Here is a 26037-nt window from a genome sequence, read left to right on the forward strand (position 1 = left end):
GCGGGCGGACCGCGTGATCGCCTCAGCGGGTGCGGCGACCTGGGGTAGGGGCGGTCCAGGCCGGGTGGGCGGCGACGGGCGTGCGGCCGGTCGGCGGTGCGGGTGTCTTGGCGGTCGAGCGGGTCGAGCGGGTCGAGCGGGTCGCGGCGGCGCGGGCGGTCGTGGTGGTGACGGCTGAGGGTTGGGGCATGTCGGCGAGGTGGTCGCTGACGTCGATCAGGGCGCCCCCGACCCGGTCGAGGGCGCGGCCCGCTTCGCGGAGTTGTACGGAGAGTTCGACCCCCATCTCGCCGGGGAGGTCGGCGCACTGGCGGGCGGCCTGCTCGACGAGTTCGTGCACCGCGGTCAGCGCGCCGACGTCGTCGGTGACCCGGTCCAGCGCCGTGCCGATCTCGGCGGCCCCCGCCTCCGGGGCCAACGACGCGACGAGCCCCCGGTCTGTGGCCGGTTTCTGCGCGGAAGCTGTGGTCGTCATGGCGTTGGGGCGATCTGTCTGCAGGCGCTCGCTCGCCTGGTCGAGGGAGGCTTCGACCCGGCCCAGGGCCTGGGCGGCGTCGGTGAATCGGTCGGCCAGGTGGGCGCCCGCAGTGGCGGCGCGGGTGGTGCACCACGCGGCGGCGGCCTGGATCAGTCGGCGGACGGCTTCCAGAAGTGCCCGGGCGCCGGCGGGGCCGTCGAGTTCGGCGACCGGCTCGGGTGATTCGTCAGTGACGGACGGCTCTTGTGTCGTTGTGTTGTTGACCGACGCGGACTCTGGTGCCGCTGCGCTCTGTTCGGTACTCAGGGTGCCGGGTACGACGTGGACCACGGAGCCGGTCGCGGCCATCACCTGGCTCGCGTGGCGGACGATGTCACTCGCGGTGGCGTGGTCGGTGCCGGCGGGCAGGGTGTACACGTCCAGGTCGGGGTCGTATCGGAAGCCGGCGACGCGCAGGACCATCCGGGCGTAGGGGCGGTCGTCGGAGACGGCGGCGACGATGCCCTGAGTGGGGTGCTTGCCGAAGGCGACGTCCGGTTCGCCCTCCGCCGGAGCGGCCTGTGCGCGGCGCGGGATGGGTGCGGGTCGCAGCGTGCCGGGTTCGGGTTCGAAGGCCAGGTCGGTCTCGACGTCGAAGCGGGCGGCGCGCAGGATCGCGACGGCCTGGGCGGCGCGGTCGGCGGCGGGTTGGTTGCTCGCGGTGAGGGTGTAGAGGCCCTTGTCCGTGATGCGTTCGAACCCGAGGCGGTTGAGGAGTTGCTTGGCGGCGGGCAGGTTCGAGTGGTTGTTGGCGACGACGCCGAGGGTGGGGTGGTCGCCGATAACGATGTCGGGGGTGGTGGCCATGGTGCGGCTCCTGGGTGGTGCGGTGGTCAGCGATGCCGGGCGGGACGGCGGTTGACGGCGGGAGCCGCCGGTGGAGTCGACTCGCGGCTTGCGGCGGCTGTCGTCGTCGCGGCGCGCGCGACGGTGGCGGTGGTCGTCGAGAGCGGCAGGTCGGAGAGCACGGGGACACCGGCCTGGCGCAGGACGTCGACGACGTTGTGTGCTTGCCGCAGGTCGTCGACGTGGTCGTCGGTGTCGTCCAGGACGTGGATGCCGACCCTCACGGTGTCGAAGCCGGCGACGGCGAGCAGGCGGACGGCCAGGGAGGGGGTGGCGTCGTTGGTCAGGGCGACGATCCCGAAGCGTGGGTGGACGCCGATCGAAACCTCCGCCGAGGGGACGGGTGCCATGGGTCTTTGCCTTTCGAGGCGTCAGCGGCGGCGTGGTGCGGTGGGTCCGGGTGGTGGGTCGAGCGGTCGGAGCCGCGTCGGGGTGGTGGTGTGCCGGGCGCCGTGTTTGTAGGGCACGGCCTTGAGGGCGGTGGCGAGATCCGCGAGGGAGTTCTCGTCGGCCAGGTCCGCGTGGACGACGACGCCGGCCGCGCGTAGGGACTGCACGGCCCTGCGTGCCAGGGCGATGTCGCCGTCGTAGAGGCTCAGGCGGCCCGGGCCGGCGGACTCGAAGCCCCAGTTCGCGAGCAGGTCCAGGGCGGGCTGTGGCGTGTTCTCGCCGGTGTAGGCGACCGCCAGGTCGAACAGGGGGTCGCGCCCCACGCGCACGTGCGGTTCGGTCGCCGAGGATGCTGCGGTGTCGATGCGGCGGCGCGGGGTGGGGTCGAGCGAGGCGATCCGTGCTCGCAGGGACGGAAGGAGTTCCGCCTTGATGGTCTCCGCTGCCTGTTCGGCGTCGTGCGTGACCACCGCGGTGGGCGGTGCCTGCGGGTCGCGGGGGTAGTCGTGCCGGGGATCGGCACCCCATGGGGCCAGCGCACCGACCAGGTACCGGTCGCGTCCGACCGGGACCACGAGGAGTCGCTCGACGGCCGGGCCGAGAAGGACGGCCGCGTGCGGGCTCTGCCGCGCGTTCACGGTTCGGGACAGGACACGGGTGTTCCAGACCGTGTCGGCGAGGAGATGTCGCTCGCGGGAGGAGAGTCGGCTCGCGTGGCTCTGCCACCAGCCGGGCAGGCGGTTCGCGATCGTGGCGGACAGGTCGTACAGGACGCCGAAGTCGTCCAGTTCCTGGTGTCGTCTGTCCCACTCGCTGCGCTCGTCGCGGGTCATGTCGCCTCCGTAAGGTGTTGGGCGGCCCGGGAGGGCTCGGTGCGCGTCTCGGTGCCGGCGCTCACGGTCGCGGCGGCCGGCCCTGGCGCACCGGGGTGACCACGGGGCGCGGCGGGCTCGACGTCGGACCCGGTGCGGTGGTCACGGTGGTCGCCGAGGTCACGCCGCTTCTGCGCGCGGCGACGGCCGGCTCGGGGAAGTCGGGTCCTCGGCGTATGCGGATACCGGCGCGCTGGAGGTGTTCGACGAGGTGCTCGGCCTGCTGCTGATCCCAGTCGGGGCGGGTGTAGACGCAGTGGTCGGTGCGCGTGAGCCCGTGGTATTCGAGGTCGTTGACGGTCCCCCAGTGGGCGGTGTCGGTGACGCGGGCGATGAGTTGGCCGGCGTGCCTCCAGCTCCGCCCGACACCGACGACAACTTCGGTGCCGTCCGCGACAGCGGCCTGACGCAACGTGGTGACGGCGGCCTTCTGCTGAGGCAGGAGGATCGCCGCGATGGCTTCGACGGCACGGTGTGGGTCGGCGGGGACGTGGAGCACGGCCGGGGCGTGGGGATCGTGCGTCCAGTCGTGGTCGAGGTTGACGTGCGTGGGCGCCAGACACGCGGCGAGGAAGGTGTCCGGGTCGGTCGGGTGCCGAATCAGCAGGACGTCGCCGTCGCGACGCAGGCACAGGTTCAGCTTCTGGCCCGGGGTGGTGATCAGGGCCTCCCGCATCTCGTCGGCACCCCACAGGTCCTCGCCGAGTTCGATCATCGATTCTCGGTCCAGGTTGTATCCGCCAATGTGGAAGGGGATGGGGAGTCGGTCGGCGGCGGCGGAGCCGATGGCCCGGAACCTGTTCGAGAGGTCGATGTCCTGGGCTGCGGCCTCCTCTTCGGCAGAGGCGAATGTGACGCGGCGGGGGTCGCTCACGACCTCACGACCCTTCCGTGGGGCTCGCGGGTTCGTCGATCCGGGCTGACGAGAAGCCTTCAGTGCCGGTGAACTCACGGGGGTCTTGGTGCATGCGGGCGTCGGTATCGAAGAGGTCGAGCTCGAACGGGTGCAGGAGGTGTTGGACGATGAAGGACCGGCCGGCGACCTTCCACAGTCCGCGGCCTTTGGTCAGGGCGGCGACCGCCTGCGTCTCCACGCCGGTCAGCCCCAGAAGCCCCGCCGACGCGGCGAGTTGGTCGGCCTCTTGGCGGTAGATGATGCGCGTGCTGCAGTCTGCGAGCAGGCCCTCGGCAAGGGCGCGTCCGCGGGATCCGGCGTCGCCGGCGCTCATCAGGTCGGACAGGCGGTGGATGACCATCAGATTTGCGATCCCCAGTCCGCGGGACAATTTCCACTGGGACTGCATGCGCTCAAGGAGCGGAACGTGGCGCATGACGCGCCATGCCTCGTCGTAGATCACCCAGCGCCGACCCCCGCGTGGGTCGGCGAGAGCCGATTCCATCCAGGCGGACGCGCACGTCATGGCCAGCACCAGGCCCGTGTCGTCGCCGCCTGCACCCAGGCGTGAGAGGTCGATGCTCAGCATCGGCGCCTTGGCGTCGAACGCGACCGTCGACTCCGCGTCGAACATCCCGGCCAGGTCGCCCGCCACCAACCGGCGCAATGCGTGGGCCAAGTCTTGGGCGGCGGCGCCCAGATGCCCGGCGGGTTCGCCGAAGGCGGTGTCGAGGGCGGTGGGGTTGCCCAGGATGTGGGCCACGTCGCCGAGCAGCGGGGTGCGGTTTTCGTCGGTGGCGAGAGCGACGACGCGGTCCAGGGCGACGTCGAGGCCGGTGTGTTCCATCGGCAGCAGGTCGCGCCGCAGGACTGTGCGCGCGAGCGAGCCCAGGAGGAGGAGCCGCCGCTTGCGGATCTCTGTCGACCAGTCCCGCTCGTCGACCCCATCCGGGCGGGCGGGGGCGTCCAGCGGGTTGAGCCTGCCGGGAAGCCCGGGGCCCAGCGCGATGGTGTCTCCGCCCAGGGCCCGGCTGACGGTGGTCCACTCGCCCTTGGGGTCGCACGGCACGTAGATGCGGTAGCCGTGGGCGATCGCCCGCACTGCCAAGGACTTGGCGAGTGCCGACTTGCCCATGCCGATCACGCCGGCCAACAGCACGTTGGGGTTGGTGAAGCCGTCGAGTTTCCCGTACAGGGTGAACGGGTCGTAGGTGAAGGCGGCTTCGGCGTGGACGTCGCGGCCGATGTAGAGACCGTGGGCGCCCAGCCCGCCCTCGGCCAGGAACGGGTAGGCGCCGCTGGCGATCGCGGTCGTCATGCGATGGGCGGGCAGTCGGAGCTTGCCGCCGCGCGCCGAGGCCGGGCCGGGGCGTCCGGCTGGTGGGTACAACGGTGCGGTGTCGGGGTCGACGCCGGACGCGGTGCTTCGGCGGTCGCGGCGTCCGGCGAGGCGGGCCCGGCCCTGGGCTCGGTCGAGTTGGGCGCGGGCGGCCTTGCGTTCGGCGCGTGGTGCTGCGGCCGGGGTGAAAAGTGGGCTGGCGCTGGCGCGGCGGAGGCTCACCTCTACTTCTCCTTCGTGCGGTGGGCCGGTCCCGGTGCGCTCTTGCGCAGGTCGGCGGGTGTGGCGTGGCGGCGGACCCGGGTCAGGGCTCCGATGTGGCGCTGACACACGGTCAGTTCCGGTGCGCCTTCGGGGGTTCGGCGCCGGCAGACGTCGCGGTCGGGGGTGGCGCCGTCGGCGTGGGGTGCGTGGTGGTAGGCGTGGTGGAGTTGTTCGGCGGCCTGCCAAAGGTGGGTGCGGGCTGCCTTGAGGTGGTCGCCCTCGGCGTCGGCGATCGGCGCGGTGCGGGTGGTGTGGGCGTCGATCAGGTGGTGCAGGGCGATCAGGTGGCCGTGGAGGTCGTCGAGTTCACGGCGGGTGGCGGCACCGGTGAGGCTCGGAAGGTCGACGGTGCGGTGGCAGTCGAGGGCGATCGCCGCGAACAGGAGGAAGTTCGATTCCGGCGCGTGTAGTTGCTCTGGGGTGGCGGGCATGGCGTCCGTCTTTCGCGGTGGGGGTGGGTGACGGTGCGTCAGACGGCCAGGGCGAGGGGCAGCGCGGCCGTGGTGAAGGCTTCGCCTTGCTGCCAGGTCAGACGTCGCAGGTCGACCAGGGCCGCGACGGCGGCGGTCTCGATCTGCGCGCAGGCGGCGTCGAGGTCCTTGCTCGTCTCGGCGCTCACGGTGACCAGCCCGGTCAGGGCGACGTCGGCGTGGCCGGCGATCAGCTCGCGTTCGCGCTGCTTGATGTCCGCGTACTCGACGCTGTCCGACTCGCTGTCCACCTGGCCCTTGCGGATGCGTTCGTTGGCGTCGGCGATCACCGTGGCCTTGCGGCGCTGGACGTCGCGCAGCGCGGATTCCAGGCCCTGCGGGGTGTAGACGAGGGAGAGGGTGCGGCGCACCCCGGAGGTGAACAGCAACTGGTGCAGGAACCCCGAATGGGTTTCGGTGCGCGGCCAGTTCTCGATCCAGAACGTGGCGTGGAAGGCGGTGTCGGTGCGGATGCGGTCCGCCTCCTCGACGACCACCACGGGTCCGGCCGCCGCCGGTTCGGCCTGGGCGCGGCCCTCGTCGGACCAGCGGTCCAGGGCGGTCAGCGACGCGGGGTCGTAGGCGGTGCGTACGACGGCGGCGATCTCCTGGGCGGTAAGCCATCCGTTCGGTATTACGCCTGCCGGTCGCGCGGCCTGGTCGAAGGTTGCGGTCAATTGCGACAGGACGGCGAAGGCGCCGGTGAGGCCACCGCCGGCCTGGTTGATCAGGCGCCGTGCCGCGGTGAGGTCCAACGCGACGGCCACGTAAGCCTCATGCGGTGCCGCTGCCGGGCCGGCTGCGGTAAGCAGGTCGGTGTAGATGTCGGCGGCGAGTGGCGCGTCGGGGTTGCCGTTCTCGGCCCAGTAGCGCTGGAGGGCGTCGCCGCTGGAGGGCACGGTGCGTTCCAGGACCTGGACTCGGGCGATCTGCCCGGTCCGGGCCATCGACGCCAACACCCGGCCCCAGCCGTGCACGTTGTGGTTCTGCGTCGCCGGGTCCAAGAGGGCGAAGGCGCGGGAGGCGACGCGGACGACGGCGGTCAGGGTGGCGGAGTGCGGGTCGTGGACAGCGGCGAGTTCCCCGCCCGGGGCGGTGACCACGCGTACCGACGCGGCGGTGCCGGGCAGGTGCAGTACGCCGTCGCGGCGCGGTCGTGAGGTGGGGCGGGCGAGCCAGACGAGTTGGCCGCGGGCACGTCGACGGGCGTAGCGGCCGGCGATGGGTGCCCATTCGGCGAGGGATCGGCCTCGGTGGCGAACGATCACCAGCGCGGCCAGTGCTGCCCACAGAGGGATCAGCTTGAGGGCTGTGAGCAGGCCCAGGGTGAGCATGGTGGCCAGGAGCAGGATCCCGATGGTGGCGGCGACGATGAGTTGGGGCCAGGTGAGGCCGAGGAGGACGCCGCGCCGGGAGCGGTGCGGGAATCGCACGGTGGCAGGGGGTTCTTCGAGAGTCATGGGGTGGTTCCTTCGACGGATGGTCGGCGGGGCGGGGCCGTGCCCGCCGCCGCGTCATCGGCGGCGGCCACGGCGATCGGGTGGCGTCCGTCAGTCGCCGGTGGGCGGCTTGTTCGGGTAGACCCAGCGGTTCGGCGTCGACGAACCCTGCGGGGACGGACCGATGCGTCCCGCTCCGGGAGCGGCAACCGGATTGATCGGCGTGAGCCGTCCGCTCCCTGTTGTGGGCGAAGGGGTCGTCCCTCCGGCACGAGGAGCGGAGCCCGATGCCGGTGCCGGGGATCCGCCCCCTGTGGGGGTGGGGCGTGAGGGCGCCCCCGAGCGGGCCGGAACGGTGGTGGCGGGTGCCGAACCTCCGGTCTCGGGCAGCGTCGATCCCGACCCGGGTGCCGTTGTGGCAGTGCCGACGTTCGCCGAGGCGGATACACCACCGGCGGGGGCGGGCGCCGAGTCCGGCGCCGGGGACGATGCGGACTCGGGTGCCGAAGCGGCGGTGCCGGTGTTCGCCGAGGCGGACACGCCACCGGTGGGCGCGGGTGCCGTGTCAGGCGCGGCTGACGAACCGGGCCCCGGGGATTTGACCGAGGGACCGGGTTCTCCTGCCCGGCGGATCAGCGGCCGGCCCTGGTCTCCGTCGGACTGCGGCCTCTTGATGAGCGGTTGGCCCTTGTCGCCCGAGGCGCTCGGGTCCTCCCCGAACTTGAACCGCGTCGGCCCGCCGCCGCCTCCGCCACCACCACCGCCGCCTCCGCCGGAGGGGTCGATACCTCCGAGGACGCCGTCCTTGCCCATGCCGGGGAACTTCAACGGACCTTGCGGGGCACCGCCCTTGGCTGCGGCGCCCATGGCCATGCCGCCGGCCTTCTGCGCAGCCGCCGCGGCGGTGGACAGACCCGCCGCAGCACTGCCATGCAGGTCGTGACCGTTGCCGCCTTCCCCGGCCCAGTGGATGAACTTGTACGTGACCATCGGGCAGCACAAGACGATCGCCATCACGACGATCCCCGCCATGACGTCGCTCAGGGCCGCCAGGCCGTCGGAGCTGTCCGACTTCCCCATGGCCGCGACGCCCAGCACGAAGACCACGGTCATCAGAAGCTTGCTCACGACGAGCGTCGCGGTGGCCTCGATCCAGCCGCGACGCCAGCGCCGCGCCGCCTCCCAACCGCCGCCCGCACCGGCGAACACGGCCAGCGAGACCATGATCAGGATGGACACCTTGCGAAAGACCATCACGCCCCAGTACAGGAAACACGCGACGGCGCATCCCAGGGCGACGAGTGCGGCGACGGCCCAGCCCAGCGGATACATCGATCCGAAGCTGGACACCTGGACGATCCGGCGGATCGACGCCTCGATCGACGAGTCGGCCGCCTGGAACAGTCCGGCGGACAAGGCGTCCACGACGGTCAGGGCGACAGAGGTGAAGGCGATCGCACCGAACTGGAACATGACGCCGATGACGGTGCCGGTGACGGCTTGGGCGAGTGCCTGTTCGTCCCGGCGGATCGCCGCCCGGATGAGCTGGGCGCAGAACGTCCCGACGATCATGACCAGGCCGATGGGCAGCAGCAACGCGTAGTTGTCGCGGAACCAGCTCGCGTTCAGGTCGACGCTGGTGGTGGTGTCGACGGCGCGTGCGGCCAGGTCGGCGGCGCTGGCGGCGAGTTCGCCCATGCTCTTGGCCATCCACGCGCCGATGCCGTCGGTGATGGCCGCGCCGGTGCTGGAGACGACGCCTCCCACCGCGTCGCAGACCTTGTCGACCAAGGGCACATTGCAGACCCCCATGGGGATTCCTCCTTTCTACGTGGGTGGGGTCAGGGCGCGATGTTCGGCGTGATGCCGACGAGGGCGCAGTCCTTGTCCGGTCGGCACTGGACGGCGAGGGTCACCGTGCGCGGTTCCGCGCCGCCCCCCGAGCCGTTCCAACGGATGCTCTGCTTGCCGGTGACGGTCACCGCGTAGGCGTAGGCGTCGGTGATCCGGTCCGGCTCGGCGTTGAGCGCGGCGGTGAACGACGCGGGGATGTGGCCTTCCGCGACCTCTGCGGTGGCGTACTGACCGCCGTCGCGCATCCGCGACCACAACACCGGATCCGGTACCGCCCGGGCGACGGAGTCCGGATCGGCGTAGTCCCTCTCGTGCGTCAACCAGCCCTGCAGCGCGGCGAGATGCCCGGTCTGGGTCTCGACGCGGGTGTCGTAGGACCACAGGTCCTTCGCGAACGCCTTCGCGAACACCACCGGGTCCGAGGTCCGGGAGAGCCCCGTATCGGAAGCCGCCGGAGCTTCCGTGGTGGCACCCTTGGGGGCCGTCGTGGGGCGGCTCGCCGTGTCGGGTCCGCGATGCGAGGGGGCGTTATCGGTGGTAGCCCAGGCCAGCAGCGCGGTAGCCGCCATCAGGATGAGCAGCACCGTGCCGCCCAGCAGGATGCGGGTGCGCATGTCCAGGTTCGCGCCGAACGTGATGGAGTCCTTCGAGCGGCCCTTCACTGGATCTTGGTGCCCATGGCCGAGAAGAAGGCGACGATGCCGTTGGCCCCGCCAAGAAGCAGTGCCGCAGCACTGCAAATGAGAACGCCCTTCTTGCCGTTGGCCTCGGCCTGGTGACTTCCGCTGTGGTTGCCCCAGGCCCACACGGCGCCGGACACGCACAGGGCGCCGACGATCGCGATGATCCCGAAGAGGTTGACGGAGGAGACGACGTCCTTGAGGACAGACAGGCCGGGAAGGCCACCCTCCTTCGGCTGGACGCCCGGGTCGAAGGCGAGGTTTTGGGCCTTTTCGAGCAGCTTCATGCGAACTCCTGGCGCGATGCGCGATGAGAGGGAGGAGCGCCGCGGCAGAGCGCCGGCGGCGAGAGGTCGTGCAGGGGTCGGATCAGCCGGCGACGATGCGCCGGGCCGCGAGGATCTGCGGCTTCCACGCGGCGATGGTCGCGATACGAGTGACGTCACCCGTCTTGGGCGCGTTGACGATGAGACCGCCGCCGATGACCATCCCCACGTGTTCGGGGACGGCGGCGGTGCCACGCGTGAACACGAGGTCGCCGGGTCGCAGGTCGGCCACGCCGACCGCCGTACCTTCGTTGACCTGGGTGTATGTGGTGCGGGTGAGCTGGATGCCGGCCGCCGCGTAGGCCCGCTGCATGAGCGAGCTGCAGTCGCAGCGGCCCATCGGGTCCGGGCCGCGCGGATCCATGCAGGTGCCGCCCCACTGGTAGGGCGTGCCGAGCTGGCCCAGCGCCCAGCGGATCGCCGTCTGCACGACGGGCGGCGCGTCCGTGGGGATCGCGTAGCCCTCGGGCAATGCCCCGGCGGGAATGGTTCCGAAGCCCGAGCCGTCACCGCCGGCCCCGGAGCCGGCGGTCGAGGTACATCCCGCCAGGCCGGCCCGCGCCGGTGGCGGTGGCGGTGGCGGTGAGACCGGCGTCGAGGGTGCGGTCGAGGTCGACGGCGTGGCTGCGGGGATGGGACTGTCAGGCGACACGGGGATGCCGGTGGTCGGCCGGTCGATAAAGGTCGGGCTCACGATGACGGGCGGCGCGGCGGGGTTCACGGGCGTGGTGCCGACCTGGGGCAGGACTCCTTCGATGGCCTTCTGAAGGGCCGTGGCCAGGGGTTCCCACTTGTCGTACGCGTCGGGGAACCCGGATTGCTGGACGGTCTGCGCGGCCTGACCCAGCGTCAGTTGCTCCCAGCCCTTGATCTTCCTGAGGGCCGAGTAGAACTTCGTAGCCGCGTAGACCGGATCCATGATCTGCTCGACCGAGCCCCAGCCCTGAGACGGGCGTTGCTGGAACAAGCCGACCGAATCCCTGTCCCCGTAGGACAGGTTGATCAACGTCGACTCCTGCATCGCCACGGCCAGGGCGATGGTCTGCCCGCGGGCCGAGACCTTCAGGGCCTGGCCGGTGGCAACGATCGTCTGGGCATTTGGGATCTGCTCGCGCGGGTTGAGCAGTTGCGGGATGTGCACGTTGCCACTGAGGCCGGCCAGGATGCGTTTGACCTCCTCGGCGATCGCCGCCGAGTCGTCTGCGCCCTCCGACGAGGTGTTCGCGCACTTGGCCGAGGCGGTGCCCGACAGCGCGATCACGATCGGCGCGATCATCACCAACGGCGACAGGGCGATCGCCCCGACGATGAGCCCCGCCTTCTTCACGGACGGCCCTCGCGCATCCGCCCGGGCCAGGAGTGTCGCTGCGCCCGTGAGATATCCGGGGGCAGTATCCGTTTCGATTTCATCACGCCTCGATTCATTGGCGGGCGCGCACCGCCTTCGGTTTCCGATTGCGGTACGCACCCGACTTCGTCCGGAGGCCCGGTGTTACCGCACCGGGAATCCGATTCACCCCGCCTGGACGCGGGGCAACACGCGGGCGTCGATGTGAATCCCACCATTTATGCCACGCTGTTCCGTAGATCGATCGGCTTGGCGCCTCACGGTCCGAGAATGCCCCGGGCGTCGGGGATTTCCTTGGAACACGACCGGAGACTAGACCCGAGTCGTGACGCCGCAAAATCGTGAGGATGCACGAGTCCCGCGTGAATCAATGAATACGGACGGCACGGCATGGCGCGGCATTCCCGAACATGCCACAGGGGCCCCTGCCTGCATGTTTGTTCCAGTCGACGCAGTTCCCGGGGGTCGTTCGACGATTCTTCGGCCTCCCTGTGCCGCACCTTCGGAATCAGGAGAACGATTTTGTGGCGTCACGCATCGGGTCTAGTCTCCGTTTCCCATCGCCGGTGCCGATTGATCGTCGCGATCCCGGGATGGCCTCCTCCTTATTTCGAGAAAGGCTCACGCCTATGCCCTACGCCCTGCATCGAGGAGACGCTTTGAGTGTTCTCTCGGGGCTCCCCGACGAAAGCGTCGACGCGCTCGTCACCGACCCTCCGTACAACAGCGGCGGGCGCACGAGCATGGACCGGACCACACGCAGCGCACGGTCCAAGTACACGTCCGAGAAGGGCGGACTCCCGGATTTCGGCGACGAGAACAAGGACCAGCGCAGCTTCACCAGGTGGATGACGGAAATTCTGCGGGAGTCGTATCGGGCCACGGTGCCCACGGGCACCGCGATCGTGTTCATCGACTGGCGGCAACTGCCGTCGCTCACGGACGCGATGCAGATGGCCGGGTGGACGTGGCGCGGCGTCGCCGCCTGGCACAAGCCCGCGAGTCGGCCGCAGAAGGGCCGGATCAAGCAGTCCTGCGAGTTCATCGTGTGGGGCAGCAAGGGCGGGGTCGACGCCGCCCGGAACCCCGTCTACCTGCCCGGGCTGTACACCGCATCCCAGCCGCGCAAGGACCGCAAGCACATCACGCAGAAGCCGCTGTCAGTGATGCGCGAGCTGGTCACGCTGTGCCCGCCCGGCGGTGTCGTCCTGGATCCGTTCGCGGGTTCGGGCACGACCGGCGTCGCGGCCCTGATGGAGGGCCGCCGGTTCATCGGCGTCGAGTACTCGCCGCAGTACGCCGACATCGCCGAGGCACGACTGGCCGAGGCCGCCCAGTACGAACTCGCGGCCTGACCCGAGCGGCCGGGTCGACTCCCGGCTCGCGTCCGACCCGGCCGCTTCCCCTGCCCCGCCGAGAAAGGGCCATCTCCTCATGACTGAAACCGACTTCGAGCCTTTGCCGCCGGGACGGCTCCCATCCGCTACCGACACCGATGTCCCGTCCGATCCGGACGCGGGCTCGGTTACGACCGAGGACGTCGCGGCCGAGGAACTGTGGGCGATCATCGACCGACTGACCCGAGAACTCTTCGCACAGCGTCAGGTGTTGGACCATCTCTCCGTCGCGAACGAGGACTTCGACGACGCCGTGTCCGAACCGTCGAGCGCGGACGGGGCGGGGAGCGAGTCGAAACCGAAGACCACGTCGATCTGCATCCTGGCGTTCGACCCTCCGCAGTACACCGCCGAGCTTGCCGCGCTGCGCCTGTGGGTCGAGGACCTGCTGCTCCCCGTTTACGGCCGTGAGATCAGCACCAACCGGCCTTGGTGCGAACGATGGCAGGAGCATCCCGAGGCGGTGGTGCGCCTGCACGGCCTGTGGCTGGCGTTCCAGCAGCTCACCGACGCAGAGGCCGGCCTCACCGGACCCGCGACCTGGCACCGCGACCACCTCGACCCCACCCTCGCCCAACTCCGCGACCCCGGCGGCCCGTTCGGCGCGTGCACCACCAACGCCACCCGCCCCAACCACCGTCTCCTGGCCAGCCCCGCCGCCGCGCCGGTGGCCGGCCTCGGCCCCAAGTCCACCGTCGTCGACCTGCCGTCTGCGGCCTGAACCTGTCCGAAGGGAGTTTCGTGTACGACTTCGACCTGGAGGACTGGACACCCGCCGACGACGAAGCGGCCGAGGCGATCGAGGAGTTGTGCCTGCATGCGCCCGATCTGCTTCCGGTCTCCGCGCAGATCGACGGCAGTGAACACCTCCTGGCGCTCGGCGGCTTGGCCGCACCACGGGCGCCCGGCGGCTACCCATGGCTTCGCGTGGTGCCCATCGCGCGGGATCCCCTGACGGCCACCGCCCGCGTCGAGCACGCACAGGCCGCCACTCTCGCCCTCGCCAAGGGTTGGCTTCTGGAGCGCGGCGCCGATCCCGACCGGCAGGTCCGCGATCCCGAACAACTCGCACCCGTCGACCCGCAGACACACGAGATCGAGAGCCGCACGCGGGAAGCCGGCAACCGGCTCCGCGTCCTGGAGCACTCCTGCGACTACGACACCGACCAGAGCGCCGAAACCCGGGTCGTCATGCACGACGACAAACCCGTCGATGCCGAGCTGCCGTTCGTGGTGCAGATCGAACAGGTCCTGCGCGACCCCTGGCGCTACTCGGTGCGCGAAGGGCGCTTCCCCGACCGGGACACGGCCGTGCGATGGCTCACCACACGCGAAGACCCCCTGTCACAGGCAACCGGCGCCGACCCGGTGGGCCGCTCACAAACAGCGGCGGCCCGCAGCCGCACCGCGGCGGCGGGCCCGGGACCGACCGGACCGACCCTTGCCCATCCCGCACAGTCATCGGGGACGGCCCCGACCACCGGGCCCGGTCGATGAGCGTCGTGCGGTGGGGATTCAACGCCCTGCCCGAAGCCATCGAGGACCTGGACCGCATGCCCCGCGACATCCGCGCCGATGCCCTGGCCCTGGTGCACGACGTCATGCGCACCCACATCCGCGGCCCCCGACTCGACAACCACCAGGCCCGCGAACTCGACGGCTGCCGCAAGCTCTACGTCGGCCCAGCCGCCGACTGGCGTGTCGTGTACATCGAAATGCCGCAGCCTTCGGGCCCCCGCGACCATCAGGACATCGTCATCGTCGCGGCCGGCCCACGCGCCGACCTGAGCGTCTACGAAGCCGCTGCTGCGCGCCTGCGGACCAACCACGCCGGCAACGACCGCACCCCGCAGGCCGCCCGCGCCCGCTCCGCACATGCCGGACCCGCACCGACCACGCCCACCGCGCGCGTTCCCGCCGCCGCGCTCTCGCCGCGCCCGGCACCGCGCCGCTGAACCGCCCGTACGAGGACCCCATGGACAAGGAACTCCCCCCGCCCGGCTCCCTCCTGGGAACCCGCGTCCTGGACGAACTCCTGGGCCCGGACGCTGTGGCCACACTGCGCCACCGGCACCACGAGAACCCCGCGCAGGAACAGATGGCCTCGTTGATCGTCCACTGCGCACTGAACCTCAACACCCGCGACCTCATCTTCCGACAGGTCGCGCACGCCGCCGCGAACGCCCTGGCGGCTATGGGCACCGACGCGGAAACGCCACCACAAAACACGTCGGGAGTGCCCACCGCACGGATCGAATTCCTCGCGGGAGAACGCGAACAGGCCCGCCACCACCTGAGCCTGCTCATCGGCGCCTACAACGCCTGCACCCCACCACCGCCCCCGGAACACGGGCAACGCAGGACTCGCGAAATCGACCCCAGGCACCGCGCGCTGTCAATCGTGTCCACCCCGGCCGAACGCGCGACCCACCCGACGGCCCAGCCCCCCGTCCCACCGTCGACCACGGCCACCGGCGCCCAGGCCCCTGACCTCGGCCGACGCCGGGCTCGCTGAAACCGAACCCGCACCATCCCTCACCGCACCTGTCAAAGGACCCGTCATGCCCACGACCACCTCACCGCTCGCCGACGAACACACCGAACGTGCGGTGGCGATGCTCAACCCGCGCTGGTCAACCTGGGTCCTGCAGACCATGGCCCAAGCCCCGGGCGAACATCTGCGTACGGGTGAGGTGGCTCGCGCGCTTCCGTGGCTCTCCGTCAGCCTGGTGTCCCAGCGGATCACCCGCCTCGCCCAGGACGGCCTCGTCGAAGCCGCCACCCACCAGGGCCGGCACTCCGGCTACCGCCTGACGACAGCGGGGCGGTCGCTGGAGCCGGTACACACCTCGCTCGCCGCCTGGTCGCGCGAACACCTCGCCCACACCGGGCCGCTCCCCCAGGCGGAGTCGACCGAGCAGACGCTCGCTGCGTTGCGCAACCGCCACACCCTCCCGATCCTGCAAGCCCTGCGCGACCGCGACCTGGTCCGGTTCAGCGACCTCAAGCAGGCCGCCCCCGGCCTGCAGGACGCCATGCTGGGCCTGCGCCTGCACCAACTCCAGGACGACGGCCTCGTCGCCCGCACCGACGGATACCGCGGACAGTACGCGCTCACCAGCCGTGGGCGAGCCCTGGACACGGTCATCGGTGACCTGACCGTCTGGGCCCACCGGCACATCGTTCCCACCGACAGCCCCTCCCCGGCCACGGCAGCACCCACCGCCGCCCGGACGTCGGTCCGTCCGACCACGCCCACGCCCACGAGCGCCCCCTTGCACGACGCGACCCGGTCGGCGGCGACCGGCCGAAGCACCGTTCACGTCGCCGTGTTCGCGGTGACCTTCTCCCACCCCGGCGACACCCTCGGTCCCGGCGCGGCCACCCCGACCGTCGCCGGGCCCCAGCGCGCCGGGCAGCGCCGGTGACGCCCTGTCGGGCGACCTGGGTATGTCAGTTGGTCGCGACACGGAATGTGTCAGTGGCGGTCAAGCTCGGTGCCATGAAGAAGGTCGGCCACGTTTGTCAGGACCGATGCCCGGATCATCGCGCACTCCCGTCCCTGAACCTCGTAGTTGCAACTCCTCGGCCTGAAGTTGGGGATCCTCTCGACACCTTCGATCTCAAAGTTCACAGTGCTCTCATGATGGAGCTCATTCTTGGGGTAGCCGGAACGGTGACGGGGCTCGTGGGTCTAGGGCTCACTCACGTTGGTTACCGGAATCAGAGACGGCAAGGGCAGGAGTTGGAAGCTCGTGAGCAGCACCTGCGGGAGCGGGAGCAGGAAGCCGAGCGTCGGGAAGTTTCCCTCCACGCATCCACGCTCCGGGTGGAAGTCAGCCACGAAGAGTCGTCCCTTGACACCTCGGCGAGGGTTTGGAAGCTCACCGTCACGAACGGCAGCAACCAGCCGTTCACCCAGGTGACTCTTCGTTACGGTGACCAGGTGCTGGCGTCGCCGGCGCTAGGCGGACTCTTAGGCGCACGAGCCTCCATCACGCAGATACTCCCCGGCGGCGGCGGTGAACCGGACCCGGCCCAATGCGTCGTCGAGATGACCGACATCGCCGGGCACTTATGGCGCCGACACGTCGCCGGGAATCTGTATCACGGACACCGCAACTCGGAGGGGCGGATCGTCTGGGACTCGGACGAGCCGTCCTTCGTCCATGTCATTCCTCTCGGGCCGGCGACCATGGACCGGCCACCACTGGGACTCTTGGCGGTGCCGGGTATCCCAGCACTGGTCGTGGTTGTCATAGCTCTTGCCGCTCTTGCCGTCTGGTACTTCGCTGTTCGTTGATCGTGCTCACCACCCTCGTCCAACACGGCCCCGCCCGACTCGACGACCTCTACTCGCGTGAACCCTGGCGCCGCGCGGACGTGTCCCTGCGGATCGACGAAGCCGACGCGCTGCTGCGCGTGTTCCTCGACGGCGGCATCGACAACCACGGCGACGGTCCCGCCGTGCGACAACACCTCACGCTCGACACCCTCGCCGAGGCCCGGCTGATCGAACGCGGACCCACCGCGGACACACTCGCGCGCAGCGTCACCTACAGCCTCCTCCTCATGGACGAGCTACCCGACCCGCAACCACCGCGTGACCCACCTCGCCGCCGTAGCTGTGGGTGGGCACGGAAATGTCAGTGGGTTGGACATCCCGTTGGCCTGGCTCGGACAGCAGGGAAACCGGCCGGTAGGTTCCGGCGCTACCGCTGACCTGGGACGACTCCACGCAGTGTTCGGCGTTGCGTGACGTCAACGCGTCGTACTCGTCGGTACGGCCTGCTTTTCCGACGCCTTGACGTGACGGTACTGCCGGTGCCGACGCCGGTAGGCACGGTCTCGACAACGGGCAGAGCAGTAGCGGGCGTCCCTGCGGCGGGACCCGGCCGCGTAGGTCATGTGCCCGCAGATCGGGCATAGCAGGCGCCTGAGCAGGCGCTTGTCGTCGGTGGCCGCGGCCTTCAGCAGCAGCCTGCCCAGTGCTCCGATCCGTTCGATGGCCTGCCGGTCCCTGTACGCCTGGGCCCGGCAAGCCGGGCCGCAGTACAGGCGCCGCCGTGTCGCGTTCTTCGGGAGCACGGCGCCGCAGATGTGGCAGTACCGGCGGCGGGCCATGCCTCCAGGATCGCTCGCGCGCGGGGTGTGGCGGCCCCGCCCGGCATCGGCAACGAGCCCCCCGTCCCCGACCACGCCATCCACTGACAGACCCGCGACCAACGCACTGACATCTCATGTCCAAGCCCGCGACATCACCACGTCCACCGACACGACGGGCCCTACCACCAGCCCCACCGGCTGTTGTCCGCCGCGAACTTGTCAGCGTCTTCGCCACGGAACAATGTCAGCGATCCGGCACGGACTATGCGATGCCGCCGTCGCCGAATGCGGGTCCGTCAAAAGAACGCTTTTTTACAGTCCTTCCCATGCCGCGTTCCAATGCGCCCCGACGCCGGGTTCGAAGCCCGCCGCGGTGGGGGCGTACGGCTTGCAGTACCCAGACTCGGGAAAGGGCTTACATTCGAACACCTCCTGTCCCGCCATGACCTTCACTCCCATGGACACGTTCCTCGCGTCGATTCCTTCGCCGGCTGCGGCGGGATCGGCGGTCGTGGCGTGGGCGGCGACCAGGGCGTAGGCGTGGGCGAGTTCCGCCAGCGCCTTGGAGGCCTGGCCCGGTTGGGTGTCCGCGACGTGCTCGGCTTCGCGGCCGATGGCGCGCAGGAGTCGGTCGCGGGCCTCGGTCGCGGCGGCGGGTTCCTGTCGGGCCCCCTCACGGGGAACGGTCTGGTGCCAGGTGATGTGCGGGATCCACCGTGGTGTGTCGGTGGTGGCAGGGTCCGCGGTTTCGGTGGTGGGTTCGTTTTCACCGGTGGTCACGAGTGCTCCTCGATCGAGATGGAGAGGTCGGGGCGGGTTGAGCGCGGCAGAGAGTCGCCCAATGCGCTTACAAGATCATTTACTGTGGTTCCCGGTGGGAATCGTCCGGACCGTGATCGGCCGATTCGGGTGTCCTGTTCGGCGGTTCGTGTCGGACGCGAAGAACTCGGTGCGTCGGCGAAGGGTTTCCCTCGGGGGTCGCTCTACTTTCGGAGCCCTTCCAGAATTGCGTGATGGCGGCGGAGGTGATGGTGATGCCGCGGGCCTCGCCGGCGCCGGTCACCAGGGCGTGGGCGCGGGCGCGCCTGTTCGGCGCCGGCGGGCCGCGGGTCGACTACTCGCGTGTGTAGGTGCCGAAGAGCCCAGGCGTCATCAGGTTGGACGGAGTGTCGCCGAGGAATCTGGCTCCGATCGCGGGAGGAGTCGTGACGAGGGCGTAGGCGCGGGCGAGTTCGGCCAGTGCCGTGGATGCCTCGCCAGCGCTCGTGTCCGCGACGTGTTGGGCTTCGCGGCCGATGGCGCGCAGGAGTCGGTCGCGGGCTTCGGCGGCGGCGGTGGGCGCCTCGGGTGTGGTGCCTGCCGCGAGGGCCTGCCGGGTTTTCTCGCTGAGGGTCACCTGGAGGGGTTCCGACTTGCTGGTGGTCACGGGTGCTCCTCGGGCCGGTCGGGTCGGGGTGGACCTCGGGGTGAGGTTCGTGGCTCAAGATCATTCACGGGTGCGGCGAGGGTCGGGGTGTCCCGGTGGTGATTGGCCGTATTCGGGCGGTGATTGGCGCGGAACCACCGCGTCGGGGGTGGGCGCGGTTTCGTCCGCCTGTGCCAGGGCCCGGTACACCGACGCGAGCGAGGGCGGCCGGCCGGCGTTCCTCCCGGTCCTGATGACGAGTTTGGCGGCGATGTCGGGCACGGGCACGCCCTTGTCGCGCAGGGCGAGGGCGAAGACGAGCATGTCGTCGTCGACGACCTTGGGACGTCCGCCGTGGCGGCCCTTGGCGGCGGCGACGTCCTGGCCTTCGAGGGTTTCTCCCGGATGTAGTCGCGGTCGAGCTGGGCGGCCACCGCCAGGACCGCGAAGAGCATGGCGCCCATGCCGGACGGGTCGTACACCGCGGTGAGCGGGCCGGTGAGGGAGCCGTTTCAGCTCGTGCACCGTGAGCAGCACGTCCTGGTCGGGCGCGGCCTCCTTGAACCGGTGGGCGAGCTGCAGGGCTTTCTCCAGTTCGGGCCGGACCTTGATCCGGGTGCTGATCTGCTCGCGGAAGATCTTCGAGCAGCCGGCCTTCTCCAAAGCCTCGATCTGGCTCGCGAGTTCCTGCCGGCGCAGGGAGGTGCGGGCGTACCCGATTCGGATCGGCCTTGGTTGGCCCGCCGCGACAGGAGCGGGTGCGGGTCGCTCGATCCACCCCTTGCCGGGTCGACGGTCGGCGGGGGTGGGCACGTCCAGGAGTTCGCGCAGCGCGGGCACCAGGACGAATCGCGGCGTGTGGTACTTGACGGCGGTCCTGCTGGCGCGGGTGCGGCACGGACTCCCGGCCGGCGCGGCGCACTTGGGGCAGTCGTGGCGTTCGACCGCGTCGGCGGCCCGATCCGGGGTCCACTCCATGGTTTCAGCGTCGCAGAACCGTCTCGCGCAATCGCATGGTTCCGCGAGGGATTGTGCGACGGGAAGTCGGGGCGATTCGGGCGCGATTCGCGGTCGGTCCGGTCCTGTCTCATCCGACCGTTTGTGAGAGACCCTGCACAGGCGCGGTGCGCGCGGGTTCTTCCGGTGTTTCTTCATCCGATCGTGTGGAGGCGATCGGGTGTTCGACCTGTTCGACCCCGACGAGCTACCGCCCACCGATCGCAGCCGCCGGCCACGGCACCCCTGCTGACAAACCTCATGGCGGAATCGCTGACACCGACTGGCAAAGCCCGCAGACACTTTCGTGGCGGACGACACCGGTGTCGGGCGACATGGGTTTGTCAGTCAGTGACGACACGGGATGTGTCAGTGGCGGTCTGGGCGCGATGAGTGCCCGAGGCTGCCAAGGGGCAGAGCGTCTCGGAGGTGGGCGGGAGCGGGGCGTTCGCCGCCGTCGAGTGTGTGATGGCGCAGTAACGCCCCGTCTGGAATGATCCACACGAGTCGGCAGTGAGTCGGCCAGTGAGGAGTCGCCGTGTCCGAGACCGCGCCCAACTCAAAGGGCCCCGCGAAGGTACAGATGACACCCGAGCAGGCCGCGAGCCTCGGCCTGACTCCGGCTCCCGAGGCGACGACGCCCGCGGAACCGACACTGATCCCGGTGTCCGAGGTCAAGCCCGAGGAAGTCGCGCGCCTCGGCCTGCGGCTCAACGTCGGCGAGATGCAACTTGAGGTTCACTGCGGGAGTTTCGTCCCGGAGCTCATCATGGTCGTGGATCGGTCCGGGAACGCTGTCGCGGAGTACACCGTCGGCCCCGTCTCCGCCCGCGATGCGTCTTCCGAGCCTCGTGTCTACGACGCCGGCATCATCAATCCGACGGCGTGCGATCCGACTCTCAGCGACGGCGGCATCGTGGACCACGGAAAGCTCACCGCGAAGGACCTGTAGCCCTTCGGGTCGAATCCATTGCACCGCGCCGGGGCGTCGTGCCGTCCGACCGGCTCTCCTTCACGTGGGTTGTGGGGGTTCGTCACGGTGGTGTCGAGGTCGGCGGGGGCGGAGAAGACGCCGAACGGCCCCGCCGGCCCGGGCGCGTGCCCCGAGCGCGGGTGCGGTGCGATGGACGTGTGCGATCACCGGTTGCCGCCGGTGATCTGCTCGGGGAGTCGTGAGGTGCGCAGTTCCCGCAGGTCGGGGATGTGGTTGTACAGCGTTCCCGGACTCACCCCGAGCAGCCTGGCGATCGAGGCGACGCTGTTCTCGGGGTTGGGCAGCATGTCGCGCGCGGCCCGCAGGATCTCGGGGGTGACGACGGTGGGCCGGCCGCCGACCCGGCCGCGGGCGCGCGCGGCGGCCAGGCCCTCGTTCGTGCCGGTGACGATCAACTCCCGGATGAACTCCGCGAGCGCGGCGAACACGTGGAAGACGAGCCTGCCGCCCGGGGTGGTGGTGTCGAGGCGTTCGTGGAGCGTGGTGAAGCCGATGCCGCGTTCGCGGAGTTCGGCCACCGTGGTGATGAGGTCCTTGAGGGAGCGCGAGAGCCGGTCCAGGGCGGGTACGACCAGGGTGTCGCCGGGGACGACGAACGCCAGGCACGCCTTGAGTTCGGGGCGGGCGTCGTTCCTCCCGGACTTCTTGTCCGCGAAGATCCGCCGGCAGCCGGCCGCGGTGAGGGCGTCGATCTGCCGGTCGAGCTTTTGCGATCCGGTGCTGACGCGGGCGTAGCCGATGCGGATCTCGGTCAGGGCGCGCGGCCAGGGGGTGAGCGGGTCGTCGTCGCCGGGGTCGACGAAGTGCGCGCTGGTGTCCACGGTTTCGATGGTGCCGGCATCAAACGAGGGTTTTCTGAGGTTCGCGCCGAAGCATGCGGAAGGGGCCGAAGGCCCGTCAAGAACCGCTTCAACAACCTCCCGGGTTCAAAAATCCCGCACCACCGTTTGTTGCGGACCGGACCCGTCGATCGGGGCGTGAAACGGATTTCACCCGGTCGTGTGGCGTCGGACGCTTGTCCCGGCGGGCCGGCGACACGGCGCTGACACTTCGGGACATGGGCACCAAGGCGGAGCGGCGCGAGGCCGCGCTCGCCCGGCTGGAACTCCTCCGCGAGGTCGGGGAGTTGTCGGCCGCCCACGTGCGCCTGGCCGCGCGCGGCCGCGAGGTGAGCGAGCGGACCGTGTGGCGCTGGCTCGCAGCGGCCCCGCGCCCGGGTCCCGGGCGGCGGGAGAGGTCGAGCTTCGAACCGTCGGCCGCCGACCTGGAGGCGTTCGCGTTCTACCGGGGCAACGTCGCCGCCCTGCACCGCGCCCGCCAGGCCGTGCTGCGCGGCGACGGCACCACGGCGGGCGCGCCCGTTCCCGAGTTCCTGGCCCAGGGGTGGACGGGCGCGCGGCAGGTCACCCTGCGCACGCTGCAACGCGCGTTCGCCGCGGCCATGTCGCCGGCGGAGCGCGCGGCTTGGATCACCGGCGAGGAAGGACGCCGAGCGCGGTCGGTGTACCTCAGCCGACGGAACGCCCCGCGCGGGGCCGTGTGGGAAATGGACCACAAACAGCTCCCGCTGCTCGTACTGCCGCCCAGGGGCAAGCCGGTGCGGCCCTGGTTGACCACGGTCGTCGACGACGGCACCCGCGCGCTGCTCGGGTGGGCTCTCGCATTGTCCCCGCACACCGGCACCGTGCTGACCGCGATGCGCATGGCCCTGGTGTACGAGCCCGGGGTGTCGCCGTTCGGCGCGGTGCCGGCGCGGGTGCGCGTCGACCGCGGGCTGGAGTTCGCGGCCGAGGCGATCGACGACGTGATGACCGCCCTGTGCGTGACCGTGCACCGGCTGCCCGCGTTCACCCCGCACCGCAAGGGCAAGGTCGAGCGCCTGAATCTGACGATCGAGCAGACCCTGATCTCCCAGCTCCCCGGCTTCACCGGCGGCCCGCGCGACGCGGGCGGCCGGTTGTACGGGCCGGTCGGCGACCACCGGGCGGCCGTCCGCGCGGCCGAGCGCGACCGGGTCGGGCCGATGCGCATCGAGCCGTTGGCGGAACGCTTCGCCGCGTGGGCGCGCTGGTACAACACCGAACGCCCGCACCGCTCCCTCGACGGCCGCACGCCGTTGGCGGCGTGGAACGAGGACCAGGCGCCGGTGCACCGCGTCGACACCGACGTGTTGCGGCATCTGCTGTTGGCCGGTGCCGAGCGGGTCGTGGGCAAGGACGGCGTCAACTTCCACGGCCTGACCTACCTCGCCCCCGAGTTGGCCGGCCGGGGCGGGCAGAGCGTCGAGGTCCGACACATGCCGCACGACGACCGTTGGATCGAGGTCTACCTCCACGGGAGCCACCTGTGCACCGCCTACCCGACCGGGCAGCTCACCCCCGAGCAGACCCAGGCGTTTCGCGAGGCCGCCCGCGCCGAGGCCGAGCGCCTGGGCAACGAACGCCGCCGGACCGCGCGCCGCGCGCGGCGCGAACTCGCCCCGTTGACCGGCGACGGCACTGCGGCCGCCGAATCGCGGCTGGTGACCGGGGCGGCCGGCCGCGAGGCGTCACGGGCCGCGCAGGACGCGGCGCTGACCGCGCGCTCCAGCACCTCCCTGCTGCTCGGACCCGACCGGGCGCCGGCGAGGAAGACGAAGGGAACCTGATGCCCCGCCACTTCGCCGACCTGACCGGCGCCGCCACACTGGCGACGAACACCTTCCTGTTGACCGCGCGCGTGGTCGAGGACCTGGTGAGCAACCGCGCGACCGGGGTGGTCCACGGTCCGGCCGGCACCGGCAAGTCGTACGCGGTGGAAGCCGCTCTGGAGGAGCAGGCCGCGCGCGGCGGGACCGCGGTGGTCTCGCTCGTGTTCACGGCCAAGCCGACGATGCGCCTGGTCGGCGACCAACTCCTGTCGGTGCTCACCGGCGCAAAGACGCCGTCCAGCCGCAACCGCTTCCACATCACCAACAAGCTGATCGACCTTCTCGCCCACCCGCGCCGCCTGGTCGTGGTCGACGAGGCGCAAAGGCTCAACGGGCACTGCATCGAGATGCTGCGGCACCTGCACGACGATCCGAGGACGAACTTCGCGCTCCTGTACGTCGGCGGCGACGGCTGTTGGGAGGTGCTGTCGAGGGAGCCGATGCTGCGGTCGCGGATCTTCCGCCGCCTGCCGTTTCGGCCGCTGGCCCCGGACGAGGTCCCCGATCTGATGCTGGCGTACCACCCGATCTACGACGGCGCGGACACGACGCTGTTGCGGACCGTGGACGAGACCTACGGGCACGGCACCATGCGCGACTGGGCCGTGTTCACCCACACCGCGGCGTCCCTGTGCGAGAACAGCGGGCGCGAACGTGTCGACACCGAGGTCGTCGAGAACGCGTTCACCCTGCTGGGCGGCGGCGTCCATGCCTGACACCGCACACGCCCCGCGCCCCGCGACCTCCACAGCCCGACCCCCGTACGTCCACGCGATCGCCGTGCTCAACCCCGGCGACCACGTCCAGGCCACCCGGCGCCTGATCGCCGTCGAGGGCCAGAACCGCGTGGTCGTGCGCCCCAGTCCCGGCGGGCGCGTCGGCGACCTGGCGCTGGACGTCCTGGCCGCGTCCGGCCACAGCCCCGACGCCCTGCTCGACGAACGCGCCAGCGTGGCCGCCGCATGGCGCTCGGCCGCCGCGTGGATGCTCGTGGATCGCGTCGAGGAGCTGGTGGTCGACCGCGCGCACCTGCTGCCCACGGGCGCCACCATCGCTCTCGCGGAACTCGCCGCGCGCGTCGGCGCGCGCCTGTGGCTGATGTGGTCCACCCCCGACCACCCGCAGCCCCTGCTCGACGAACTCGCCGACATCGGATGCGACGTCGAGGCGATCACCCTGCCCGACTTCTACCAACGCCTGCCCCTACCCGCCCGCCACACCCGCTGGACGTCGTGGTCGCACCCCTCCCCCCACGTGTGGCCCGACGACGAACGCGGTCGCGTCCTGCTGCCCGCCCACGACTTCCCCCTCTTCCTCGACGTCTGCCGGGCGACCCTGCGCGCCGCGGACTTCGTCGGCGTCCGCGCGGAGTACGACCATGAATTCCACGACACCACCCGCTGGTTCGACTCCCACCGCGCGCTCGACCCGGCCGACCTCGCCGCGACCCTCGCGTTCCGCCTACGCGACCACCGCATCGCACCCGCCCCCAGCCCCGAACACGCGCTGATCCGCCTGCGCGCGACCCAGGCCGCGCTGTTCCTCAAGGGATGGCTCCTGCGCTGGCAACCCCAACTCCTGGGGCAGAGCTCCGCCGGGCGGCTGCTCGGCGTGCTCACCCCCGACATCGCCGAGCGCCTGCGCGCCACCGCCACCCCGCAGGCTGCCGCCGCGACTGCGCTGTCCCTGCACCTGTGCACCGGGACCGACGGCTTCGGCGACATCACCATGGGCGACACCCGCCCCGACGGCTTCCACCTGATCGCCCACCCGGACCACGACCCCACCCGCGGGCACATTTGCGGCCCGGACCCGGTCGTGCTGCCCGAGCACGGCATGGCGCTGTTCTCCGCGCACCTGGCCACCCGACGCGCCCAGGGCGCCGAGGGCGCCGACCCCGTCTTCCTCCACCCGCATTCCACCGCCAATCCCGACGCGGCCCTGTTGGAGGCCGTCCGCCGGGCCTGCCACCGCATCCACGCCACACCGCCGTGGCTGCACCGCCCCTCCTACTGCCGACACGGGCGCCATGTCCCCCGCGAGGGCAAGTTGTCCGGCTGGATGAACGTGGGCGCCCTCGACCTGGTCCCGCTGTCCGAGGACCTGAGAGCGCGACTGTGACCCGCAAGAACCGCTCCACACGCGTCGTCCGTAACCCGCGCACTCCGGAACAACTCGCGAACACGCGATACCGCACCCCCCACCGACGC

The 26037-nt window shown here is 70.8% G+C and carries 26 protein-coding genes and 1 pseudogene; 12 read left to right on the forward strand and 15 right to left on the reverse strand.

The window, feature by feature from the left end; all coding sequences use genetic code 11:
• Positions 1-22: 22 nt before the first annotated feature.
• The 11 genes and pseudogenes from ACFXMF_RS06580 to ACFXMF_RS06630 form a co-directional block, all read right to left on the reverse strand.
• Positions 23-1324, reverse strand: coding sequence for a hypothetical protein (locus tag ACFXMF_RS06580; protein WP_379987722.1), 1302 nt, complete (start codon positions 1322-1324; stop codon positions 23-25).
• A gap of 26 nt (positions 1325-1350) precedes the next feature.
• Entirely contained in the window at positions 1351-1713 is a 363-nt protein-coding gene (locus tag ACFXMF_RS06585; RefSeq protein WP_379987723.1) for a hypothetical protein, read from the reverse strand.
• Positions 1714-1734: 21 nt separating this feature from the next.
• Positions 1735-2586: a hypothetical protein gene (locus tag ACFXMF_RS06590; protein WP_379987724.1), complete on the reverse strand. Its 852-nt coding sequence runs from the start codon at positions 2584-2586 to the stop codon at positions 1735-1737.
• Positions 2587-2647: 61 nt separating this feature from the next.
• Complete coding sequence (locus tag ACFXMF_RS06595) at positions 2648-3499, reverse strand: hypothetical protein (RefSeq protein WP_379987725.1); 852 nt, start codon at positions 3497-3499, stop codon at positions 2648-2650.
• A gap of 4 nt (positions 3500-3503) precedes the next feature.
• On the reverse strand, positions 3504-5081 hold the full coding sequence (locus tag ACFXMF_RS06600; protein ID WP_379987726.1) for an ATP-binding protein: 1578 nt from the start codon (positions 5079-5081) through the stop codon (positions 3504-3506).
• Positions 5082-5083: 2 nt separating this feature from the next.
• Positions 5084-5554, reverse strand: a complete 471-nt coding sequence (locus tag ACFXMF_RS06605) for a DUF6238 family protein (RefSeq protein ID WP_379987727.1) — start codon at positions 5552-5554, stop codon at positions 5084-5086.
• 38 nt (positions 5555-5592) lie between these two features.
• Positions 5593-7053, reverse strand: a complete 1461-nt coding sequence (locus tag ACFXMF_RS06610) for an SCO6880 family protein (RefSeq protein ID WP_379987728.1) — start codon at positions 7051-7053, stop codon at positions 5593-5595.
• 393 nt (positions 7054-7446) lie between these two features.
• Positions 7447-8844: pseudogene (locus ACFXMF_RS06615) on the reverse strand (ATP-binding protein); the annotation flags it as partial.
• A 29-nt stretch (positions 8845-8873) separates the two neighbouring features.
• Positions 8874-9548: a hypothetical protein gene (locus ACFXMF_RS06620; protein WP_379987729.1), complete on the reverse strand. Its 675-nt coding sequence runs from the start codon at positions 9546-9548 to the stop codon at positions 8874-8876.
• Complete coding sequence (locus ACFXMF_RS06625) at positions 9545-9853, reverse strand: DUF6112 family protein (protein WP_379987730.1); 309 nt, start codon at positions 9851-9853, stop codon at positions 9545-9547. The genes ACFXMF_RS06620 and ACFXMF_RS06625 overlap by 4 nt, the downstream gene beginning before the upstream one ends.
• 82 nt (positions 9854-9935) lie before the next feature.
• Complete coding sequence (locus ACFXMF_RS06630) at positions 9936-11219, reverse strand: C40 family peptidase (protein ID WP_379987758.1); 1284 nt, start codon at positions 11217-11219, stop codon at positions 9936-9938.
• 650 nt (positions 11220-11869) lie between these two features.
• Between ACFXMF_RS06630 and ACFXMF_RS06635 the strand changes: the two genes are divergently transcribed.
• The 8 genes from ACFXMF_RS06635 (at position 11870) to ACFXMF_RS06670 (ending at position 17359) form a co-directional block, all read left to right on the forward strand.
• Positions 11870-12595, forward strand: a complete 726-nt coding sequence (locus ACFXMF_RS06635) for a DNA-methyltransferase (protein ID WP_379987731.1) — start codon at positions 11870-11872, stop codon at positions 12593-12595.
• 79 nt (positions 12596-12674) lie between these two features.
• On the forward strand, positions 12675-13358 hold the full coding sequence (locus ACFXMF_RS06640; RefSeq protein WP_379987732.1) for a DUF4913 domain-containing protein: 684 nt from the start codon (positions 12675-12677) through the stop codon (positions 13356-13358).
• A 20-nt stretch (positions 13359-13378) separates the two neighbouring features.
• Positions 13379-14134, forward strand: coding sequence for a hypothetical protein (locus tag ACFXMF_RS06645; protein ID WP_379987733.1), 756 nt, complete (start codon positions 13379-13381; stop codon positions 14132-14134).
• Positions 14131-14592 (forward strand): hypothetical protein, encoded by a 462-nt coding sequence (locus ACFXMF_RS06650; RefSeq protein ID WP_379987734.1) that lies wholly within the window; start codon positions 14131-14133, stop codon positions 14590-14592. The genes ACFXMF_RS06645 and ACFXMF_RS06650 overlap by 4 nt, the downstream gene beginning before the upstream one ends.
• Positions 14593-14612: 20 nt before the next feature.
• On the forward strand, positions 14613-15152 hold the full coding sequence (locus tag ACFXMF_RS06655; RefSeq protein ID WP_379987735.1) for a hypothetical protein: 540 nt from the start codon (positions 14613-14615) through the stop codon (positions 15150-15152).
• A gap of 46 nt (positions 15153-15198) precedes the next feature.
• Positions 15199-16065: a winged helix-turn-helix transcriptional regulator gene (locus ACFXMF_RS06660; RefSeq protein WP_379987736.1), complete on the forward strand. Its 867-nt coding sequence runs from the start codon at positions 15199-15201 to the stop codon at positions 16063-16065.
• Positions 16066-16280: 215 nt separating this feature from the next.
• Positions 16281-16940: a hypothetical protein gene (locus tag ACFXMF_RS06665; RefSeq protein ID WP_379987737.1), complete on the forward strand. Its 660-nt coding sequence runs from the start codon at positions 16281-16283 to the stop codon at positions 16938-16940.
• Positions 16941-16942: 2 nt separating this feature from the next.
• Positions 16943-17359: a hypothetical protein gene (locus ACFXMF_RS06670; RefSeq protein ID WP_379987738.1), complete on the forward strand. Its 417-nt coding sequence runs from the start codon at positions 16943-16945 to the stop codon at positions 17357-17359.
• Positions 17360-18055: 696 nt separating this feature from the next.
• Here the strand turns inward: ACFXMF_RS06670 and ACFXMF_RS06675 are convergent.
• The 3 genes from ACFXMF_RS06675 to ACFXMF_RS06685 all read right to left on the reverse strand — a co-directional run bounded on the left by ACFXMF_RS06675 (position 18056) and on the right by ACFXMF_RS06685 (position 20126).
• Positions 18056-18523, reverse strand: coding sequence for a hypothetical protein (locus ACFXMF_RS06675; RefSeq protein ID WP_379987739.1), 468 nt, complete (start codon positions 18521-18523; stop codon positions 18056-18058).
• Positions 18524-18857: 334 nt separating this feature from the next.
• Positions 18858-19169 carry a hypothetical protein gene (locus tag ACFXMF_RS06680; protein WP_379987740.1) on the reverse strand — a complete coding sequence of 104 codons (312 nt, stop codon included), beginning with the start codon at positions 19167-19169 and terminating at the stop codon, positions 18858-18860.
• A 60-nt stretch (positions 19170-19229) separates the two neighbouring features.
• A complete protein-coding gene (locus tag ACFXMF_RS06685; protein ID WP_379987741.1) occupies positions 19230-20126 on the reverse strand; it encodes a recombinase family protein in 897 nt (298 codons plus the stop codon).
• Positions 20127-20682: 556 nt separating this feature from the next.
• On the opposite strand from ACFXMF_RS06685, the gene ACFXMF_RS06690 reads away from it, so the two are divergent.
• On the forward strand, positions 20683-21096 hold the full coding sequence (locus ACFXMF_RS06690) for a DUF1120 domain-containing protein (RefSeq protein WP_379987742.1): 414 nt from the start codon (positions 20683-20685) through the stop codon (positions 21094-21096).
• Positions 21097-21281: 185 nt separating this feature from the next.
• Here ACFXMF_RS06690 and ACFXMF_RS06695 read toward each other — a convergent pair whose 3' ends face one another.
• Complete coding sequence (locus ACFXMF_RS06695) at positions 21282-21878, reverse strand: recombinase family protein (RefSeq protein WP_379987759.1); 597 nt, start codon at positions 21876-21878, stop codon at positions 21282-21284.
• Between the two features lie 317 nt (positions 21879-22195).
• Here ACFXMF_RS06695 and ACFXMF_RS06700 point away from each other — a divergent pair, with 317 nt between their 5' ends.
• Genes ACFXMF_RS06700 through ACFXMF_RS06710 form a run of 3 tightly spaced genes read left to right on the forward strand, consistent with a single transcriptional unit; the run spans position 22196 to position 25948 of the window.
• Positions 22196-23785: a Mu transposase C-terminal domain-containing protein gene (locus tag ACFXMF_RS06700; RefSeq protein WP_379987743.1), complete on the forward strand. Its 1590-nt coding sequence runs from the start codon at positions 22196-22198 to the stop codon at positions 23783-23785.
• Complete coding sequence (locus ACFXMF_RS06705) at positions 23785-24543, forward strand: AAA family ATPase (RefSeq protein ID WP_379987744.1); 759 nt, start codon at positions 23785-23787, stop codon at positions 24541-24543. The genes ACFXMF_RS06700 and ACFXMF_RS06705 overlap by 1 nt, the downstream gene beginning before the upstream one ends.
• Positions 24536-25948: a hypothetical protein gene (locus ACFXMF_RS06710; protein WP_379987745.1), complete on the forward strand. Its 1413-nt coding sequence runs from the start codon at positions 24536-24538 to the stop codon at positions 25946-25948. Before ACFXMF_RS06705 ends, ACFXMF_RS06710 begins: the two co-directional genes overlap by 8 nt.
• Positions 25949-26037 lie beyond the last annotated feature (89 nt).

The sequence above is a fragment of the Embleya sp. NPDC059213 genome, assembly GCF_042754445.1.
Taxonomy (GTDB): Bacteria; Actinomycetota; Actinomycetes; order Streptomycetales; family Streptomycetaceae; genus Embleya.

Coding starts and splice junctions, on each gene's coding strand:
- ACFXMF_RS06665 (WP_379987737.1), top strand. CDS start 16,281: ATGATGGAGCTCATTCTTGGGGTAGCCGGAACGGTGACGGGGCTCGTG.
- ACFXMF_RS06640 (WP_379987732.1), top strand. CDS start 12,675: ATGACTGAAACCGACTTCGAGCCTTTGCCGCCGGGACGGCTCCCATCC.
- ACFXMF_RS06685 (WP_379987741.1), bottom strand. CDS start 20,126: ATGGAGTGGACCCCGGATCGGGCCGCCGACGCGGTCGAACGCCACGAC.
- ACFXMF_RS06610 (WP_379987728.1), bottom strand. CDS start 7,053: ATGACTCTCGAAGAACCCCCTGCCACCGTGCGATTCCCGCACCGCTCC.
- ACFXMF_RS06580 (WP_379987722.1), bottom strand. CDS start 1,324: ATGGCCACCACCCCCGACATCGTTATCGGCGACCACCCCACCCTCGGC.
- ACFXMF_RS06625 (WP_379987730.1), bottom strand. CDS start 9,853: ATGAAGCTGCTCGAAAAGGCCCAAAACCTCGCCTTCGACCCGGGCGTC.
- ACFXMF_RS06655 (WP_379987735.1), top strand. CDS start 14,613: ATGGACAAGGAACTCCCCCCGCCCGGCTCCCTCCTGGGAACCCGCGTC.
- ACFXMF_RS06710 (WP_379987745.1), top strand. CDS start 24,536: ATGCCTGACACCGCACACGCCCCGCGCCCCGCGACCTCCACAGCCCGA.
- ACFXMF_RS06705 (WP_379987744.1), top strand. CDS start 23,785: ATGCCCCGCCACTTCGCCGACCTGACCGGCGCCGCCACACTGGCGACG.
- ACFXMF_RS06700 (WP_379987743.1), top strand. CDS start 22,196: ATGGGCACCAAGGCGGAGCGGCGCGAGGCCGCGCTCGCCCGGCTGGAA.
- ACFXMF_RS06605 (WP_379987727.1), bottom strand. CDS start 5,554: ATGCCCGCCACCCCAGAGCAACTACACGCGCCGGAATCGAACTTCCTC.
- ACFXMF_RS06585 (WP_379987723.1), bottom strand. CDS start 1,713: ATGGCACCCGTCCCCTCGGCGGAGGTTTCGATCGGCGTCCACCCACGC.
- ACFXMF_RS06660 (WP_379987736.1), top strand. CDS start 15,199: ATGCCCACGACCACCTCACCGCTCGCCGACGAACACACCGAACGTGCG.
- ACFXMF_RS06590 (WP_379987724.1), bottom strand. CDS start 2,586: ATGACCCGCGACGAGCGCAGCGAGTGGGACAGACGACACCAGGAACTG.
- ACFXMF_RS06650 (WP_379987734.1), top strand. CDS start 14,131: ATGAGCGTCGTGCGGTGGGGATTCAACGCCCTGCCCGAAGCCATCGAG.
- ACFXMF_RS06635 (WP_379987731.1), top strand. CDS start 11,870: ATGCCCTACGCCCTGCATCGAGGAGACGCTTTGAGTGTTCTCTCGGGG.